Genomic DNA, 16,437 nt, shown 5'->3' with positions numbered 1-16,437 from the left:
CAAGCCCCCTCCCACATTTGGACCGGGATCGACACGAGATCCTGGTCGGGCCTAAGGCCGCCATCGGGGGCAAGCCCCCTCCCACATTTGGACCGGGATCGACACGAGATCCTGGTCGGGCCTGAGGCCGCCATCGGGGGCAAGTCGAATCGTCGCACCGCCCCTCCCACATTTAAAAAGTGTTTACCTCTCAATCAAAAGTAATACGGGAATTTCAGGCTGAACGTGAAGTCCGGCGCGTCATCGGTCATCCCGATCGCCAGGTTCGGCACGATGGTCAGGTTATCCGAGGCCGCAATCGTCATGCCGACGTTGAAGTAGCCCGCATTCGCATCGCTGGACACCACCGACTGCCAGTCGCCGCCGTCCGGCTTGAGCTTGCTTTTGCGCTGCACCAGGTCGGACACCGAGAACGACATGCTCATTTTTTCGTTCAAGGCAAAGGCTACGCCGACACCGAACTGAAAGCTGTCGCCCAGGCGCACCTTGCCCCCCACCTTCTGGTTGACCTGACTGCTGATGTCATCGAACGAGTCTTCGAAGTTGTGGGTGTACGACAGCGAGCCGAACAACACCGCAGGGTCGAAAGTCTTGACCAGGGAGATGCCCGGTGTGACCGACCACACGCCGTTGCCCGTCGGCAGGCTTTCCGGCAGGTAGAGGTTGTCGTTGCTCGGTTGCTTGACCAGTTTGATGCCAAACGGCTCTTTACCCGTAGGCGCCTTCACCCGCACCGACACCACGGCGTCCGGCAGGTTAGGGGTTTCATCGAGGAATTTGTACGCCACGCCGAAGTTGACGTCGCCAATGGTCGGGTCGCGGGTCACGGACGCTTCCGAGGTGGCCGTGGCATCGTTGCCGGCGCCGCCGGACTGGTAGGTCGACTCGCGGTAGACCACCGGCACGTTTAGGTCGAACTGCCAACGGTTATCGAGGTTGTAGCGGCCGGTCAGGTCCAGGGTCCAGCTGTCGGATTTGATCCGGTCCAGGTTGATGTTGCCGAGGAAGATCGAGTCCAGTGCCAGGAAACCATTGAGGGTCAGCTGGCGCGCGTCGTAACGGGCATAGGTGATGCCGGTCTCGAGGCTGAACTTGCCATTGCCGAAAAAGCCGCTGGCTTCGTTGTAGAGGTTACTGACACTTTGTGCCGGGGCCGAGTCGTCCTTGAGCGACTGGCCGTAGGAACTGCCGCCGCCGCCCGCGCCACCCGACGCGGCTGCCGCGCCGGTGCCTGCGACGGTCGTGCCGCCTTGCTTGAAGTCGGCGGGGGATTTGGCCAGGCGCCTGGGGGCCGGCGTGGCCGGTTGATCTTCCACCTGACGTACGCGTTGTTCCAGCACGGCCAGGGCCTTTTGCTGCACGTCGTAGCGTTGCTTGAGTTCCAGGAGTTCCCGCTTGAGGGTTTCGATATCGGCATCCGGCGCGGCATACAGCACGGATGCGGGCAAGAGCGTACTTAAACAGATCACCGCGCGGAGCGATAATGATCGATGCATGAAATAAGCCGTCCTTTTCCAATGCGTAAGTGTCGAGGGTCAGCGTAGTTCAATAACCGAGCGTGCGTAGGCCTTTGAGCTGGTCCAGATTGCAGTTCAATGCACCGTTGTTCAAACCGTTATTGTTCATCACGACGTTGAGTTGGGTCATGTTGTTGACGAAGTTGGTATTGCCGGTCAGAACCGTGCCTTGCAGCACATTTCCGCCGCCGATCTGCTGCAGGCTGTTGCCTTGGTTGTGGTTGGCCTGGATTGCCATTTGCAGGCCGCCATTGTTGGCCGATACGCTGACTTGACCGGCCTTGCTGTCGCCGGTGACGGTGCCGCCGGCCACCAATACCTGACCGGACTGCACGGCGTTGGCAGGGGCAAAGCCGTCCTGGGTGACGTTGATGCCGACATGGTTGTAGGCGGTGTTGCCATCGCCGGCGGCGCGCACGCTTTGGGTCACGCCCTGGCCGCTGGTCAGGCCGGCTCCACCGATCACATTCCCGCCGCCGGCAGTGGGCGTTCCGGAACCCGCCGCACCCGTGGTTTGCACGTAGAACTGCGGGGTGATGGTGGTCTTGTCCAACTGCATGCTGGCCTTGCCGGTAATGCTGTCGCCGACCGCATTGGTCCAGGTGCTGCTCATGACAATGCCGAAGCTGATGATTCGCCCCGGCATCACATAGCGGCCACGCAGCTCGGCCATTTCCGCGTCCTTGAGTTCGATCGGTTTGAAGCCCGATGAAGCATAAGCGGGCATCGAGGCTGCCAGACACAAAACCGTCAGCCAACGGGAAGTGTTCATCTTTTGCTCCTGGAGCGTCCTGCCCCTTATTGCGCTTCTAGAAGAAGTCGCTCTGGATAAAACCGAAATCCATCAGTTCGGCGTCGCCTACGGGCCGGAACTCGTTCAGCTGGTTCTTGGCGGTCAGGGGGGCAGGCGGGTCGAGCAGGATGTTGGCCTTGTCGTAGCCTTCGCCCAATACGGCGAACACGATGCCATTCCAGCCCCTGACGAAGTCATCCCGCGAATAGCGCTTGTGCCCCAGCACCGGGTCGCCGACATACACCCAGTCCTTGTCGGCCCGTTGCATCACCACGAAGTGCTTGTAGCCACGGATTTCCAGCAACACCACCACCGGGATTTTCACGGTGACGAGGGTGTCGGGGGCGATCTTGTAGCCCCGGGCGCGCATGCCGATGCTTTCGAGGTAGCGCTTCATGTCCAGCATGGAAAAACCCTGGGTACGCACCATGTCCTGGTCGGCATTGACCAGCATGCCCTTGATGAGGTGGTCTTCGTCGACGTCCAGCCAATAGGCCTGGCGCAGGATGGTGGCGAGTGCCGCAGCACCGCAGCTGAAATCGGTTTTCTGTTCCACCAGGTTGGCGAACCGGCGTTCACGGATGCTCTCGACCTTCTTGAAAATCACCGCACCGCCGGGCATGGCGGAGATCGCCATGGTGCCCGCCCAAGTGGGACCGGTGAGCAACATCAAGAGAGTGAGGGTCGCGAAGCGCATGATCGACTGACCTGCTGGACACTGGAATAAGAAAGGGCCTTGTTGCCAAGGCCCCGTTGGATCAGAAACGCACGCCGCTGGAGCAGACGCTGCAACCTTGACCGATCGACAGGCTGTTGCTGCCCTGGTTGCCCGCGCCCGATTGCAGGTTTACACCCACGTTGCCGGAGTTGCGGTTAACCGAGTTGTCGAGGCTGGAGTTGTTGGACACGTATTGAGGCTTGCCGTAGCCGTAGCTGCTGACGGCGGTATTGAGGTAGCTGTTGTTGAGCGAGTTCTGCTCGGTGTTGGAAGCGGCGGCGATGTTCTTGCCGTCAGCGGTGGTGATTGCCAGGTTGTTTTTACCTTCGTTGCCTTGACCGGCCTGGCCGTTGTAACCCACGTTGCCGGAGTTGCCGTTGACGGAGCCGTCCAGGGACGCGTTGTTTTGCGTGCCTTTGTTGACGAAGTTGTTATTGGTGCTGGCTTGATCCACATCGATCACGGCGAACACGGTGGCAAAGTCGCCTTTGGCACTGGAGATGGCACCGGCGTTATCCGCCTGGTTGCCGGAGCCCGACTGTACGTTGACGCCCACGTTACCGCTGTTGCCGGTCACCGAGTTGTCGGCCGAGGCGTTGTTTTCGGTGTTGCTGTCCTCGAATTTGTTGCCCTGGCTTTTTTGCACATCGGTGACCACGGAGGCGACGGTGCCAGTGGGTTGAGGGGCTGGGTGCCAGCCACCACCGGCTTGAGCAGCGGCAGCCATGAGCGCGGCGAGAGCGAAAACCAGTGGTTTGAGCGCCATTTGAGGTTTCATGGTGTTTCTCCTTGCTTCTAATTAGTTGGGTTAAGTGTTGGTACGGTCTAACTAAGGTCTATCAAGCAGTTACTTGATAGTGATGCCCAGGGTGTTAGCCACTCGGTTCCCCACCCCGGCACTCTGGTTCACCTGAATCACTCCTCGGCTGCCGGTGAAGGCCTGGTCGCTGGTGACGACCTGGCGGCTGCCAGTGGTGGAGGTGGACCCTGAGTCGCTTGCCAGCGTCGTCGTGTTCTGTTGCAACAGGACGCTGTCATCGATGCTTTGCGGGCCAGGGCTCAGGCTGATCCGCACCGCATTGATCGATTGGTTATTGGCTCCGGCCGACTGATTGATGCCCAGTACGCCGTTGCCGTTGGTAAAGGAGGTGCCCAGGATCGCCGCCTTGGCGTTCAGGGACGGGTCGACGTTGCCGTCGAGCTTCTGGATAGTGACGGTGGTGGCCTGGCCACCGAGGACAATCGCGCGGCTGTTGGACATTTGCTGTTGATTGCCGGCGGCCTGGTTGATCGACAAAACACCCTCGTACTGTTTGCCGCTGTCATTGATCACGGCGGTGTTGTCAGCCAGGGCCGTTGTGCTGCCCAGCAGGGCGAATATCAACAGGAAGTGCCTCATCACTTGCCCCCCATCATGCTGCCGAGGTTGTTCAAGGGGGCCATGCCGCGCTGGATCGAATCGCTGATCTGCCCACCCATTGCGTTGCCGGCGCCGGCGCCATGGCCGGCGGCAGCGCCGCTGCCCAGGGTCGACATGCCGGTGTGCGTGGCGCCCAGGCCGGACAGATTGCCGTTGGGCTGCACCGAGCGCGCAAGGCTCGAACCGCTGCTGATGCCGCCGATGTCCCGGTCGCTGAGTTCACCGGACATGGCACTGATCACTTCTTTGCTGGGGTTGGCGTTGGCCGTGTTGGGGTAGGGGTCCGGGAGCGAGGTGCGCCCGTACATATGCCCTTGTACGGCGCGCCCCGTCACGATCACGCCGTCACCCGCCTGGCTCGGCAGGCTGGCGCCGGCACTGAGCACGCAACTGATCAGCAGTGCGTTTATCGAGGCATGAGTGAATGTGTTCACGGCGGCAATCCTTATTATTCACGCTGACCCTAAACAGCGTTGTCAGGGACAGAGCAGAAGGCGTGCCGGTTTTTGTTTTTACTTTGGATTCAGCAGGTTATGGTTTTCACCGACGGATTCGTCGGTTGTGGTGTTTCAACCCTGAAACAGTCCTCGCCCGGCGTCGCAGGCCCGGTCGCTCGCGCCAGCTGTATCAGTGATGAAACAGTGTCCATGACAAAACGATGAATCCGTCCCCGCCGGGCGATTCAAGACAGTTGGGTGTTTCAAAAATGGACAGGTCACGCGGCAGGCGCAGGCTCAGCCTTTGGGGGTTTTACGCGGAATGGAGTTGAGTACCGGGTTGCCGTCCTGATTCTGGGTCAGGTAGACCGGTAATACCTTGGGCAGGGAGGGGATGAGGTTATTGACTTCACTGAGGTTATAAATACCGCCAATGCGAATGCTCCCGGTGCCTGCGTCCGCCAGCATCACCGGTTTGTCGAGGTAGCGGTTGATCAGCGGCAGCGCATCGGCCAGGGCCAGGTTGTCGAGCACCAGTTTTCCCGTGCGCCATGCCAGGGCCGTGTCATCGGGCTTGATCGCCGCCACGCGCGGAGTGGCGTCGCCCCGTTGGTAACTGGCCTGCATCCCCGGGGTCAGCGGCACGCTGCCATGCACTGAGTCGCTGGCGATCTGCACCGAGCCTTCAAGCAACATCACTCGCACCTGGTCCGCATACGTCCAGACATTGAACTGGGTGCCCGTCACGCGTACCTGCCCCTCGCCAGCCTGCACGACAAAGGGGTGATCGCTGTCATGGGCGACCTTGAAAAACGCTTCGCCCTTTTTCAGGCTGGCCTGACGCCGGTCCTTGTAATCGCTGTAGACCAGTTCGGTGCCCAGGTTCAATTCCACCTGGCTGCCATCAGCAAGGGTGACCTTGCGCAAGCCATTGGTTGCTTCGTAGTGTTTATAGGCGCTGGGCAGCCAGCCGGCTTCCCAGCCGGTCAGGGCGGCCAGTGGCAAGGCACCCAGGCACAGGGCGGCGGCGACCGCGTAGGTGCGCCAGCGCTTGCGCGGCTTGAACGGCAACACCACCTGCATCGGTGTGTTGCGCGGCAGATGATCGGCCACGTCCCAGACTTCCAGCATCGCCGCGTATTCGAACGCATGCAACGGGTGAGCGTCGTGCCATTGTTCAAACGCCTGGCGCTCAGCGGCCGAGCAATCCTCGGCATGCAGACGCATGCACCAATGCGCGGCGGCTTCGGTAATGGCGTCGTACTCGGCTTCTGAAAGGGACTGTTCGCTCATTGACTCATCCTGATTTCCCGCATTCTAACTCTCCGAAGCACACGGCGAGAACAGCATCATGGCGATTGCACATCAATTGGAACTTATTCTTGTTTGAGCGCGCCTAAAAATTCAGGAATTAACCTGTCGTCAACCATGGAGTACTAGCATGTTGAAGAAAACCTTAGCTGCCCTGTGTGCCACCACCGCTTTGCTGAGCGCCGGCGCAGCCCTGGCCGACAAGCCGGGTGCGGGCTGGATCACCATTGAAAAAGCCATTGAAGTGGCGAAGACCAAGGCTGGGTATACCGAAGTTTATGCCGCCGAAGCCGACGACAATGGCTATTGGGAAGTCAAAGGCCGCAAATCCGACGGCACCGTCTACGAAGCTCGCATCGACGGCATGTCGGGCAATGTCCTGCGTGATCAGAAGGACTGATCAACCGCTGGGGGCCTGTTCAGGCCCCCACATCCAGCATGCGCCCCAGATGCGTAATCAGGTAAGTGACCGAATCGGCGTTGGTGAGAATGACGTCGATGCGTTTGTCGATATTGCTCATGAACACCTGACGTGCCTCATTCAGGGTCTTTGCGCCAGTAATACCCAGGACTTTGCGCTTGAGGTAGTGGGTGGTGGTGAAAACGCCGTAGTCCTCCCAGGTATTGGATATGTCATCCCATGTCTTGAACAGCATTCGGGCCGGCGTCAGCGTGGACAGCGCGGTCGTTTGCAAGTCATCCTGGCGGGTTTTCACTGCCTGAGCACCAGGCTTTGCGGTATCGATCAGGTCGCGGAACGGTTCCATGCTCCGCAGGTAGGCAATGTCTTCGGTCTTGAACCGTAAATGCGTCAGTTCATGAATCAGCGTAGAAGCCCTGGCGTGAGCGAATATATCGAAGGGTGCATTCAGGATGTTGGCGTATTCAGCCAGATTCGGATCGAAGAAACGTTCGAACAAAAACACTTTGCGTTCACTGTCATCGATGAGCACCATCGCGTAATCATTCGTGGGGTCCATCAGGCTTTTGCCGCTGACCAGGCGCATTGAGTCAGGGCCGATCAAGGTCGGGTCACTCAACTCATCGAGTATCCCGTCGATGAGGGTCTCGATTTTCCTTACCTGGTCCGGTGCCAGGTTGATGGTGCCGAACAGGTCGCATAAAAACAGACCCACTCGGCTATCAGGGGTGATCAGCTGTGCAAAATGGCGGATGTTGCGCTTGCAGTTGACGGCATAGTAAGTCGCCACATTCAACGCTTCGTCGATGGCCTGGGCTTTCCAACTGGAGACGGCGGCAATCGCCCTTATGCCTCGCGCTTCAATATTGATCTCGCGCCGCTGCGCCCGTTGCGTTTTCTGACGCGTCCAGGCCTGGCCGAAGCGGGGTTTGTGCAGGCTCAGGTCCAACACCCACTGGCCATTTGAATTGCAACCCACGTAGGGGCCCTGCTGATCGTTGTTGCCGAGGCGCCAGTGCTCCCTGGTTTTCGTCACCGCATACACTTTGCCTGCCAGCGGTACATACGTCCTGGCGCTCGCCGGGTCCTCGTAAACATGGGTGGAGGTAGTCAGCTCCAGGTCCTCCAGGGCGACGTCATGATCCTCGAAGCGCTGCAACCGTGTGCGCGAAATGGCAGTGACGTCCCGCAGGCCCGGGGCAGTGGCCGTGGGGAGGTTGTCCTGCGGCAGGTCGACGACGTCAGCGTTATCGGGCGGCGGGGTTTCGCTGCCGTCGAGCTCGCTGTACAGCGCGGCCATTTGCACCACGGCCAGGATGAAGTCCTTCATCGCGGCGCGCCACTGATGCACTTGCAGCGCCTCCATTGAGCGCTTGACCAGCGTGTAGCTGCGCCACACCACCAGCGGATAGGCGAGCTTGCCCGCCATGAAGTGCACCGCCGTTGCAATGCCCTTGCCGAACAGGCCGACCGCTTTATCCCATAGCAGTTGGCTGCCTTCCTTGAATTGGCAAGCGAACATCTTCAGCAGGACCAGCGTGTTCTCGCTGAACAGATACTGCAGCAGATTGCCGGTTATGGCAGACGAAGCAAGGCGAATATCCGAGGGGCGATGCCGGTTGTTCAGCAGCAAGTCGCGGTAAACGGCCTGGTGCGGATCGTCCAGGTGCTGGATGACCCAGTCCTGCAGTGCACCAGGTCTTTCCAGCTCGTCGAGCAGCGCTTGTTCATCGGCATACTGCTTGAGCACATGGTTTTCACTGTAGGGCGCGTATAGCACCACGGCGCCGGCCTCTTTATCCGCAGCGCTGATCAGGTACATGCCCAGTACCCTGGCGGCCGTGGCCCCCGCAGTCGCCACCAGTTCCACGGGCCGAAACAGCACCGACGCGCCCTCCAGTGCCGCACGCGCCAGGGCATCAGGCATATCGAACGCCTGCTGGACCCAACCCAGGGCCTGGGTCGACAGGCGTTCCTGCAGATGGTGCTCGTGGGCGTATTGCAACACCTGCCAGGGCAATTGCCGGCAGAACCGGCGCCGGCGTTGGCGCGCCGCCTCTGTGCGGGTGTCCAGCTCGGTTTGCAACAGCTGCTGGTAGAACGATTTCACGTCCAGCTGGCGCACCATCTGGATCACTGCATTGGCATCCAGGGTATCTGGCAGCGGTGTGGCGGTGCGCGACCGCGGGCGAATGGCTTGCTTGTTCAGGTCTGGCCAGTGGCGCAAGGCAAAGTCGGTCAGGCTGCTGGTGTGGATGTCGAGGGCCTGGTGCACGGGAATCAGCACGTCGTCGGGGCTGATGGTGTGCTCGGGAAAGCGTGCCTGCAGCAGCTTCTCCAGGGCGGAAAAAGCGTGCTCGCGAAGGGTCGGGAGGCCATGGAGGTAGTCCTCCTCTTGCGGGGCGCTGTTGCGGTATTGCTCAAGCAGTTCGGCATGGTAAATCTGCTCTTGGGCAGGGGCCATTGCCAGCCACACGGGCAACAGTTGCTGGGTGATCATTGCGTCGGCCAGCGCCCTGGCCCGTGCCAGGTTGGTAGGCGCGGGGATTTGCAGGAGCGCATCCAGGCGGTCCTGTACGGCGCGCGCGGGCAAGTCCATGACCAGTAAATGATCGACCGTGTCCATGACACCGTCGTCGTAGGTCTTCAGGCGATTGTCCAGCAGGTTATCGTCAATGCGTTGCAGCGCCGCCAGGCGATACACCTGATGGGGCACGCGCTGGGACAAGCGCAGATTCTCCAGCAGCGTCAGCCGTTTGACCGGATGCGCCAGGCGCTGGGCAATGGAGTCGCGCAGGGCCGAGACCGATGAAAACACTTCATGGCCACGCCGTGGCGTCCATAGCAGCGCCTGGCCCGAACGCGCCGGGTCAAGGCCGCCGCGCTCGGTCAGTACAAACAGATTGGCCAGCGGCAGCAGCGCGTCGGACGTGCCCTGGTGCAACGCCAGCGCATAGGCATCCGGCAGAAACCCGTTGACCCCATGCCGGGTCAGGCGCACCAGGCTGTCGCTGCGCAGTACCGTATCGAGAATGGCATGGCTTTGGCCCGTCAGGGTTTTACCCAGCAACCGCAGTTCAGCCTCGCTGCGCAAACCCAGCAGCATCGAATGCGCGTGCTTGTCTCGGTTGTTGTCCAGGAACAGGCGCGGCAGGTCACGCAGCTCATGGCCGGCAAAAACCTTCAACACCCGTTCGATCGTGTCATTGAAGGTTTTGAGGGTGAGGTTATTGAGCTTCAGCGCAACCCCCTGGTTGCGTCTTTCGTAGAAGCCCGTCCTGGAGGACACGGGAAGCGGCTTGCTCGCCTGGCCCAGGCGCTCGATGAAGTGTTCAACCATGTTCAGGGACGACACGGGCAGGCGCTCTTCGCGCTGCTGGGCACTGGAGGAGTAGGTATTGATAAAGACCTCATCGGCCTTGAGGTCCAGCTGGCGCGTCTGCAGTTCCGTGTTCAGGGCCAGGGTGACCATGCTGCGCAATGTCGGGTGGTTCAGGCGTTCGCTGTTCAGGCCTTCCTCGGCAGCTCGCAGGCGCTGCTGGTGCAGCTTGGCGCGCTCGGCCTGCACCGTGGTCGGACGACCATTGCCACTGCTGACGGGATGTATCGTCCAGCGCCCATGGGTGTCCAGGTCGGCCAGGCGATTGTCGAGCATGGTGCGGATGTCCAGGGCGTAATCGAGCAAGGCATCCAGGTCCACCTGGCCGGCGCTGCTGCGATACAGGCCCAGGGCGTGGTTCATATTACTGGTCTGCTTGGCGACGATGTCTTCTAGCATGTCGCTGAACACATGCCCGGAGACGGGACGTGCGGCAACGTTGATCGAGTCCAGGCCGATAAAGGTGTTGCGCTCGTCCAGGGACAGGAAATTGAGCAGTTCGTCTTCGTGTCCGGCCGCCGTGAGCATCGTCAGCAGTGCGTCTTTAAGGTCATCCAGGTCCTGGAGCACCTGCACACCACGGGACTGGGTGTAGAGGTAGGCGTGGCTTTGATGCAGCATCAGGGTACTGGCCAGTTCCACGTAGTGCTGGTAGGGCGCATGGATACGCACTTTTTCCACGCTCAGGTCGGCGGCGTAGGCGCTGCGAGCGCCCTGGTCGCTGAGGAACAGGGCCTGGAGCACGTGGCTTTCGTCGGCACTGAGGATGCCGGCCTGGCGTTTGAGCAGCACGTCGAGGCGGAACTTGTCCGCCATTACCTGGGCGAACAGATCAAGGCGCGAGGTGCCGCTGTCGATGTCTTCGTTCCAGTAGGTCTGCAGCAGGCTCTCGAGCAGTTTGGACAGCGTGCCGGAGGTCTGCTCGATGAGCGTTTCCCAATGCTCGCGGTCTTGCTCCAAGCGAGTCGGGGTGAAGTCGGCAGTGACATGTTTGGGGTTGATGAATTCGCGGGTTTGCCCCGCAGGCCAGGCATGTTTCACATAAAACTGCAGGAGCGCTTCACGCAGCGCCAGGGAGTCAGTCCAGCGGCGGTCGGCATCCGTCGGACTTCGGATAAAGCAGTTTACCCGCGTTTCGCGTTGATCCAGGCCGGGGAAATCAGCGTGCGCCATGATCCCGAGCAGTGTATCGAGCATGTCCGAGAGGGTCGGGGTTTTCTGCAAGTGCTCAAGCATCGCTTGCACGTTTGCCCGTTGGCAGGCCTGCAGGGCTTGCTCCTGATCATCCATGACCGCGCCCGGCACCGGTAAGGTGGTCAGTGTCAGGACGCTGCCTGCCGACAGGCTGTTGCGCTGCGCGATCGACAGGAAGCTGAGCAACGCCACGCGCTGCACCGAATCGGCAAGCGCCTGGGTGAGCTCTGCGAGCAGCGTGGCGTGGCTGTCAAACACCTGGATACCGCCGTAGGGCGTGTACAGCAGGGCCTTGGCTCCGTCCGGGCTTGGGCTCATCGTAAACGCGCCGGCGAGCACGATCGCCGCGTGGCCCACCCGGTTGATCAACAGCCTTTCGACGCGCATGGGGTGGCGTTGCAGGCGCGTATCCTGACGGCTGGCGTCACTGGCGTAATACACGCCGTGCAGCCATTCCAGGTCCTTGACGGTGAGCCCCAGGGCGCGTTCGCGTTCGCTCAGGGTCGAGCGATTGACGGGCAGCAGGAATTCGTCAAAAAAATACGGCGGGGTGACGCGGGTCATGCCTGTCTCCAGCGTGAATAGGGTCACACAGGGTAGGCGGGCAGCCGTGGCGGGCGGGGGGTAACTATTGAGTCAAGCCTGAGTCTCGCCGTCAGTTGACAGCAAGCGTCGTGGGTGGTGTTTAATCGACGGTCTGGATGTCCATTCGTTGCCCCTTCCAATCATAAAAACGGAGCTTCAAATGCCTGCGCAGTCTGCGACCGTTGTCACAGCCTTCATCAGCTTCACTGAATTGGCGGGATTGCTCCAGCGTATCTTCGTCAGGCACGGCACCTCGCCGGAAGTGGCGGCGATCCTTGCACACAACTGCGCCAGCGCCGAACGTGATGGCGCCCACAGCCACGGTATCTTTCGCATCCCGGGGTATCTGACGACCCTGGCCAGCGGCTGGGTCAACGGCGCTGCCGTGCCCATGGTCAGCGATGTGGCGTCAGGCTTTGTACGGGTCGATGCCGGCAATGGTTTTGCCCAGCCGGCCCTGGCGGCCGCGCGTGCGCTGCTGGTGAGCAAGGCCCGCAGCGCCGGCATTGCGTTGCTGGCGATCCATAATTCCCATCACTTTGCCGCGTTATGGCCGGACGTCGAACCGTTCGCCGAAGAAGGGCTGGTGGCGCTCAGCGTGGTCAACAGCATGACGTGCGTGGTACCCCACGGGGCCGACCGGCCGCTCTTCGGCACCAACCCCATCGCGTTCGCGGCGCCCCAGGCAGGCGGCGCGCCGATTGTGTTCGACCTGGCCACCAGTGCCATCGCCCACGGTGATGTGCAAATTGCCGCGCGCAACGGTGAACGTCTGCCGCCGGGGATGGGCGTGGACAGCCTGGGCCAGCCGACCCAGGACCCGAAAGCGATTCTCGAGGGCGGCGCACTGTTGCCATTTGGCGGGCACAAGGGGTCCGCGTTGTCGATGATGGTCGAGTTGCTGGCGGCAGCGCTGACAGGCGGCCATTTTTCTTTTGAATTCAATTGGGCCGACCATCCGGGGGCGCGTACGCCCTGGACCGGCCAGTTACTGATCGTGATCGATCCGAGCAAGACCGCCGGGCAAAGCTTTGCCGAGCGCAGCCATGAACTGGTGCGGCAGATGCATGCGGTGGGGTTGCGGCGGTTACCGGGGGATCGGCGCCATCGCGCACGGGCAAAATCGCTGGAAACAGGCATAGAACTGCCAGTGCAGGAGCTGAACCAGCTTCAGGAATGGGCGGGGGATTGAACACGGGTGCGAGGGTGCCGGCAGACCTATAGGATTCAGCAAACAATGAAACCCAATGTGGGAGGGGGCTTGCCCCCGATGGCAGTGGGTCAGCCATAACTGAACTGAATGATCCACCGCTATCGGGGGCAAGCCCCCTCCCACATTTATACCGAGTTCCAGCTTTGAATCAGCGCAACCCGTACCGGTCAGTTACGGCGACCGAGCAGCAGGCCAACCACCAGGCCGAAGCCTGCGGAAATGGCCACGGTCTGCCATGGGTGGCCACCGATGTAAGTCTCTGTGGCATCCACGACCGGCTTGCTGCGCTCACGCACATTGGACACGGAGTCCAGGGCTTGCTTGAGTTTGATGGCAACCTGCTCACGCAGGGTTTCACCTTCCTCACCCACCAGGGACGCGCTGCTTTTGAGCAGTTTGTCGGATTCTTCGATCAGCGCAGTCAGCTCGCTGAAGGCTTGGTCCTTGATTTGATCTTCGACGGATTGGGCGGCGGTTTTGCGGGCCATGTGTGACTCCTTGCAAGTGAATGTGACAGTGAACAATGGAGTATCGGGCGCCGGCAAAAGTTGCAGTTATTTTGCCGGCCGCCCATTTGCGGCAAAATCCAAATCGGGTCCTTTGGACCTTCAGTGTAAGATGTTCCCTATTTGTGCAGCAGGTAATTCAACATGAGCTTCAACCTCGCCAACAAGACCCTCGCCGAACGCGCCGAGCTGGAAGATGAAAAGTCCCGTCTCTACGACCTGTGGCAAACCAACCTCGGCAAAGCCAAGGGCGAAGCCGCGCGGTTGTTCGGTGAGCGCGCCAAGCGCAAGGGCAAATGGGCCGAATGGGTGCGTGCCGAACTTGACGGCATGTCGCCGCCGGAGTTTTCCAATATGGTGCGCAGTGAAGTCAACAAGCTGATGGCGGCGGCTAAATAAAGCACGCCTCGATCGCTTCGCGCACCTTCAACAATAAAGGGTCAAGCTGGGCCTGGGTGCGCCAGCCCAGTTCCACCGGGTAGCGTGGCAGCGCCAGCGGGCAGGGCAATACGCGCAAGCCGGTCAGGCGGGCGATGGCCTCGGCGGCATGCCCGGGGATCGTCGCCACCGCCATGCTGCCCTTGAGCAGAAACGCCAGCGCGGCAAAGTGGCTGGTGGACGCACACACCTGGCGGCGCAAGCCGTGCGCCGCCAAACCCTCATCGGTAATGCCGATAAAGCCGCCCGACGACACCAGCACATGCTCACGCGCGACGAACTCCGTCAGGTCGATCTGTTGCTGGCCGGGCGCCAGGCTGTCCGGGTCCACCAGGCAGCGATAGTCACCTTCGCCGAGCACTTGCCGACTCAGGCGCCGCTCGGCAAAACCGCCGGCGGTGATGGCCAAGTCCAGGCTGCGGTCGAGCAGGGCGTCGGCGACAATCTGGCTGTGGGTCTGGCGGAAAATGACCCGCAGTTTCGGCAGGCGCTGTGCGACGCTGTCCATCAGTCGACGGCCGTAGGCAATCTCGAAGTCGTCCGACAGCCCCAGCACCACGGAGCGGCCCTGATAGTTCGGGCTCTGCGGGTTGGTCATCGCCAGGCTTTGCCGGCAGCGGTCCAACGCTTCGCTGATCACCGGTTTCAACTGATTGGCGCGTGTCGTGGGTGCCAGTCCACGTCCTGTGCGCACAAATAACTGATCGCCGTACAACTCGCGCAAACGCCGCAGGCCGGCGCTGATGGCCGACTGGGTGACCCCCAGGCGCAACGCAGCGCGGCTGGCGCTGGACTCGTCATGCAGGGCTTCAAAGGTCTTGAGCAGGTTCAAGTCGACGTCTGCGATATTTATCTGGCTCATATCATTTAGCACTGAGGTGGACTTTATTCATGATCAAGCCTGGCCGGAGAATGGGCAACCCCCATCGACTTGGAGTGACTGTGATGCCTGTTTCTACCGTGGCTGCTTTACAAATTGGCTCGCTGCCGGGCGGCAAGTCCGAAACCCTCGAACAAATACTGAGCTATGAAGAGCAGATTCAGCGCAGCGGCGCGCACCTGGTGGTAATGCCCGAGGCCTTGCTCGGCGGCTATCCCAAAGGCGAAGGGTTTGGCACGCAACTGGGTTACCGCCTGCCCGAGGGCCGTGAAGCCTTTGCGCGGTATTTTGCCAATGCCATCGATGTGCCGGGTGTCGAGACCGATGTCTTGGCCGGGTTATCGGCGCGCACCGGTGCCAGCCTGGTGCTCGGCGTGATCGAACGCAGTGGCAGCACCTTGTATTGCACCGTGTTGTATTTCGAGCCGTCCGGCGGCCTCGTTGCCAAGCACCGCAAGCTGATGCCCACCGGCACCGAACGACTGATCTGGGGCAAGGGCGATGGCTCCACCTTACCGGTAGTCGACACTGCAGTAGGGCGCATTGGCGGCGCGGTGTGCTGGGAAAACATGATGCCGCTGTTGCGCACCGCGATGTACGCCAAGGGTGTACAGGTGTGGTGCGCGCCCACCGTGGATGAGCGCGAGATGTGGCAGGTGAGCATGCGCCACGTGGCCCATGAGGGGCGCTGCTTTGTAGTAAGCGCCTGCCAGGTGCAGGCCTCGCCCGAGGCGTTGGGCGTGGAGGTTGCCAACTGGCCGGCGGATCGTCCGTTGATTGCCGGTGGCAGCGTGATCGTCGGGCCGATGGGCGACATCCTTGCCGGGCCGCTGGTGGGTGGAGCGGGGCTGTTGACGGCGCGGATCGATACCGATGAGTTGGTGCGGGCACGCTATGACTATGACGTGGTGGGGCACTACGCCAGGTCGGATGTTTTTGAGCTGACGGTGGACGAGCGCGCCAAGCCTGGGGTGCGCTATATCACTGACTAAACGCGGTTAAAAATGTGGGAGGGGGCTTGCTCCCGATGGCGGCCTCAGGACCGACTAGGATTTTGTGTCGATCCCGGCTCAAATGTGGGAGGGGGCTTGCCCCCGATGGCGGCCTCGGGGCCGACCAGGATTTTGTGTCGATCCCGGCTCAAATGTGGGAGGGGGCTTGCTCCCGATGGCGGCCTCAGAGCCGACCAGGATGTTGGATCAGACCGAGTACATATCCGTTTCTGCGGTAACGGCTGCTAATGGTTCCGCTTTTACAGCGGCTCACTTTTGAAAAGCGCAAAAGTAAGCAAAACGCTCTTGCCCCACGACTCGGCACCTCGCCCAGGCTCGGTGTGCCCGAACGAAGGCTTGAATCCGTGGGCCGCCGCAATGGGCCATCCCTGGCCCAGTGCGGCTAACCCGGCGTCCTGCCGGGTTGCCCACGGATTCAAGCCTGCGTTCGGCCAGCGTGGTTTAACGGGGCGCCTGAGATCAAGAGCAAAAGCTCGGCGGCCTTAGAGCCGACCGGTATCTTGTGCCGATCCCGGTGAAAATGTGGGAGGGGGCTTGCCCCCGATGGCGGCCTCAGGGCCGACCAGGATGCTGGATCAGATCGAGTACATATCCGTTTCTGCGGTAACGGCT

The 16,437-nt window shown here is 61.1% G+C and carries 14 protein-coding genes; 4 read left to right on the top strand and 10 right to left on the bottom strand.

Features of this window, described 5'->3' with window-relative positions:
• Positions 1-194: 194 nt before the first annotated feature.
• The 7 genes from BFP89_RS21080 to BFP89_RS21050 all read right to left on the bottom strand — a co-directional run bounded on the left by BFP89_RS21080 (position 195) and on the right by BFP89_RS21050 (position 6,178).
• Positions 195-1,496, bottom strand: a complete 1,302-nt coding sequence (locus tag BFP89_RS21080; protein ID WP_065887390.1) for a transporter — start codon at positions 1,494-1,496, stop codon at positions 195-197.
• Positions 1,497-1,545: 49 nt separating this feature from the next.
• Positions 1,546-2,289: a hypothetical protein gene (locus BFP89_RS21075; RefSeq protein ID WP_065887389.1), complete on the bottom strand. Its 744-nt coding sequence runs from the start codon at positions 2,287-2,289 to the stop codon at positions 1,546-1,548.
• A gap of 37 nt (positions 2,290-2,326) precedes the next feature.
• Positions 2,327-3,007, bottom strand: coding sequence for a C39 family peptidase (locus tag BFP89_RS21070; protein WP_065887388.1), 681 nt, complete (start codon positions 3,005-3,007; stop codon positions 2,327-2,329).
• 61 nt (positions 3,008-3,068) lie between these two features.
• Positions 3,069-3,806, bottom strand: coding sequence for a hypothetical protein (locus BFP89_RS21065; RefSeq protein ID WP_065887387.1), 738 nt, complete (start codon positions 3,804-3,806; stop codon positions 3,069-3,071).
• A 69-nt stretch (positions 3,807-3,875) separates the two neighbouring features.
• Positions 3,876-4,427 carry an adhesin gene (locus tag BFP89_RS21060; protein ID WP_065887386.1) on the bottom strand — a complete coding sequence of 184 codons (552 nt, stop codon included), beginning with the start codon at positions 4,425-4,427 and terminating at the stop codon, positions 3,876-3,878.
• Positions 4,427-4,882, bottom strand: coding sequence for a hypothetical protein (locus tag BFP89_RS21055; RefSeq protein ID WP_065887385.1), 456 nt, complete (start codon positions 4,880-4,882; stop codon positions 4,427-4,429). Before BFP89_RS21055 ends, BFP89_RS21060 begins: the two co-directional genes overlap by 1 nt.
• Positions 4,883-5,182: 300 nt before the next feature.
• Positions 5,183-6,178, bottom strand: coding sequence for a FecR family protein (locus tag BFP89_RS21050; protein WP_065887384.1), 996 nt, complete (start codon positions 6,176-6,178; stop codon positions 5,183-5,185).
• Between the two features lie 148 nt (positions 6,179-6,326).
• Between BFP89_RS21050 and BFP89_RS21045 the strand changes: the two genes are divergently transcribed.
• The gene (locus BFP89_RS21045; protein ID WP_065887383.1) at positions 6,327-6,596 is read left to right on the top strand and encodes a PepSY domain-containing protein; all 270 of its coding nucleotides are present in this window, start codon (positions 6,327-6,329) and stop codon (positions 6,594-6,596) included.
• A 19-nt stretch (positions 6,597-6,615) separates the two neighbouring features.
• Here the strand turns inward: BFP89_RS21045 and BFP89_RS21040 are convergent, their stop codons facing one another.
• Positions 6,616-11,754, bottom strand: a complete 5,139-nt coding sequence (locus BFP89_RS21040; protein WP_065887382.1) for a dermonecrotic toxin domain-containing protein — start codon at positions 11,752-11,754, stop codon at positions 6,616-6,618.
• Between the two features lie 181 nt (positions 11,755-11,935).
• Here BFP89_RS21040 and BFP89_RS21035 point away from each other — a divergent pair, with 181 nt between their 5' ends.
• Entirely contained in the window at positions 11,936-12,967 is a 1,032-nt protein-coding gene (locus BFP89_RS21035; protein WP_065887381.1) for an Ldh family oxidoreductase, read from the top strand.
• 188 nt (positions 12,968-13,155) lie between these two features.
• Here the strand turns inward: BFP89_RS21035 and BFP89_RS21030 are convergent, their stop codons facing one another.
• Positions 13,156-13,476 carry a DUF883 family protein gene (locus BFP89_RS21030; RefSeq protein WP_065887380.1) on the bottom strand — a complete coding sequence of 107 codons (321 nt, stop codon included), beginning with the start codon at positions 13,474-13,476 and terminating at the stop codon, positions 13,156-13,158.
• 162 nt (positions 13,477-13,638) lie between these two features.
• On the opposite strand from BFP89_RS21030, the gene BFP89_RS21025 reads away from it, so the two are divergent.
• Positions 13,639-13,893: a hypothetical protein gene (locus tag BFP89_RS21025; RefSeq protein ID WP_003190904.1), complete on the top strand. Its 255-nt coding sequence runs from the start codon at positions 13,639-13,641 to the stop codon at positions 13,891-13,893.
• Here BFP89_RS21025 and BFP89_RS21020 read toward each other — a convergent pair.
• Entirely contained in the window at positions 13,886-14,785 is a 900-nt protein-coding gene (locus BFP89_RS21020; protein ID WP_065887474.1) for a LysR family transcriptional regulator, read from the bottom strand. The two genes, BFP89_RS21025 and BFP89_RS21020, sit on opposite strands and share 8 nt — an antisense overlap.
• Positions 14,786-14,877: 92 nt before the next feature.
• On the opposite strand from BFP89_RS21020, the gene BFP89_RS21015 reads away from it, so the two are divergent.
• The gene (locus tag BFP89_RS21015; RefSeq protein WP_065887379.1) at positions 14,878-15,804 is read left to right on the top strand and encodes a carbon-nitrogen hydrolase family protein; all 927 of its coding nucleotides are present in this window, start codon (positions 14,878-14,880) and stop codon (positions 15,802-15,804) included.
• Positions 15,805-16,437 lie beyond the last annotated feature (633 nt).

Origin of the sequence: Pseudomonas sp. 31 R 17 (genome assembly GCF_900004915.1) — a bacterium.
Classification (GTDB): domain Bacteria; phylum Pseudomonadota; class Gammaproteobacteria; order Pseudomonadales; family Pseudomonadaceae; genus Aquipseudomonas; species Aquipseudomonas orientalis_A.
This window is presented reverse-complemented; position numbering and strand designations above follow the sequence as displayed.

What these genes read in the sequence shown, in the direction of transcription:
- BFP89_RS21080 (WP_065887390.1), bottom strand. Translation starts at nt 1,496, where the DNA reads ATGCATCGATCATTATCGCTCCGCGCGGTGATCTGTTTAAGTACGCTC.
- BFP89_RS21075 (WP_065887389.1), bottom strand. Translation starts at nt 2,289, where the DNA reads ATGAACACTTCCCGTTGGCTGACGGTTTTGTGTCTGGCAGCCTCGATG.
- BFP89_RS21070 (WP_065887388.1), bottom strand. Translation starts at nt 3,007, where the DNA reads ATGCGCTTCGCGACCCTCACTCTCTTGATGTTGCTCACCGGTCCCACT.
- BFP89_RS21065 (WP_065887387.1), bottom strand. Translation starts at nt 3,806, where the DNA reads ATGAAACCTCAAATGGCGCTCAAACCACTGGTTTTCGCTCTCGCCGCG.
- BFP89_RS21060 (WP_065887386.1), bottom strand. Translation starts at nt 4,427, where the DNA reads ATGAGGCACTTCCTGTTGATATTCGCCCTGCTGGGCAGCACAACGGCC.
- BFP89_RS21050 (WP_065887384.1), bottom strand. Translation starts at nt 6,178, where the DNA reads ATGAGCGAACAGTCCCTTTCAGAAGCCGAGTACGACGCCATTACCGAA.
- BFP89_RS21045 (WP_065887383.1), top strand. Translation starts at nt 6,327, where the DNA reads ATGTTGAAGAAAACCTTAGCTGCCCTGTGTGCCACCACCGCTTTGCTG.
- BFP89_RS21040 (WP_065887382.1), bottom strand. Translation starts at nt 11,754, where the DNA reads ATGACCCGCGTCACCCCGCCGTATTTTTTTGACGAATTCCTGCTGCCC.
- BFP89_RS21035 (WP_065887381.1), top strand. Translation starts at nt 11,936, where the DNA reads ATGCCTGCGCAGTCTGCGACCGTTGTCACAGCCTTCATCAGCTTCACT.
- BFP89_RS21030 (WP_065887380.1), bottom strand. Translation starts at nt 13,476, where the DNA reads ATGGCCCGCAAAACCGCCGCCCAATCCGTCGAAGATCAAATCAAGGAC.
- BFP89_RS21025 (WP_003190904.1), top strand. Translation starts at nt 13,639, where the DNA reads ATGAGCTTCAACCTCGCCAACAAGACCCTCGCCGAACGCGCCGAGCTG.
- BFP89_RS21015 (WP_065887379.1), top strand. Translation starts at nt 14,878, where the DNA reads ATGCCTGTTTCTACCGTGGCTGCTTTACAAATTGGCTCGCTGCCGGGC.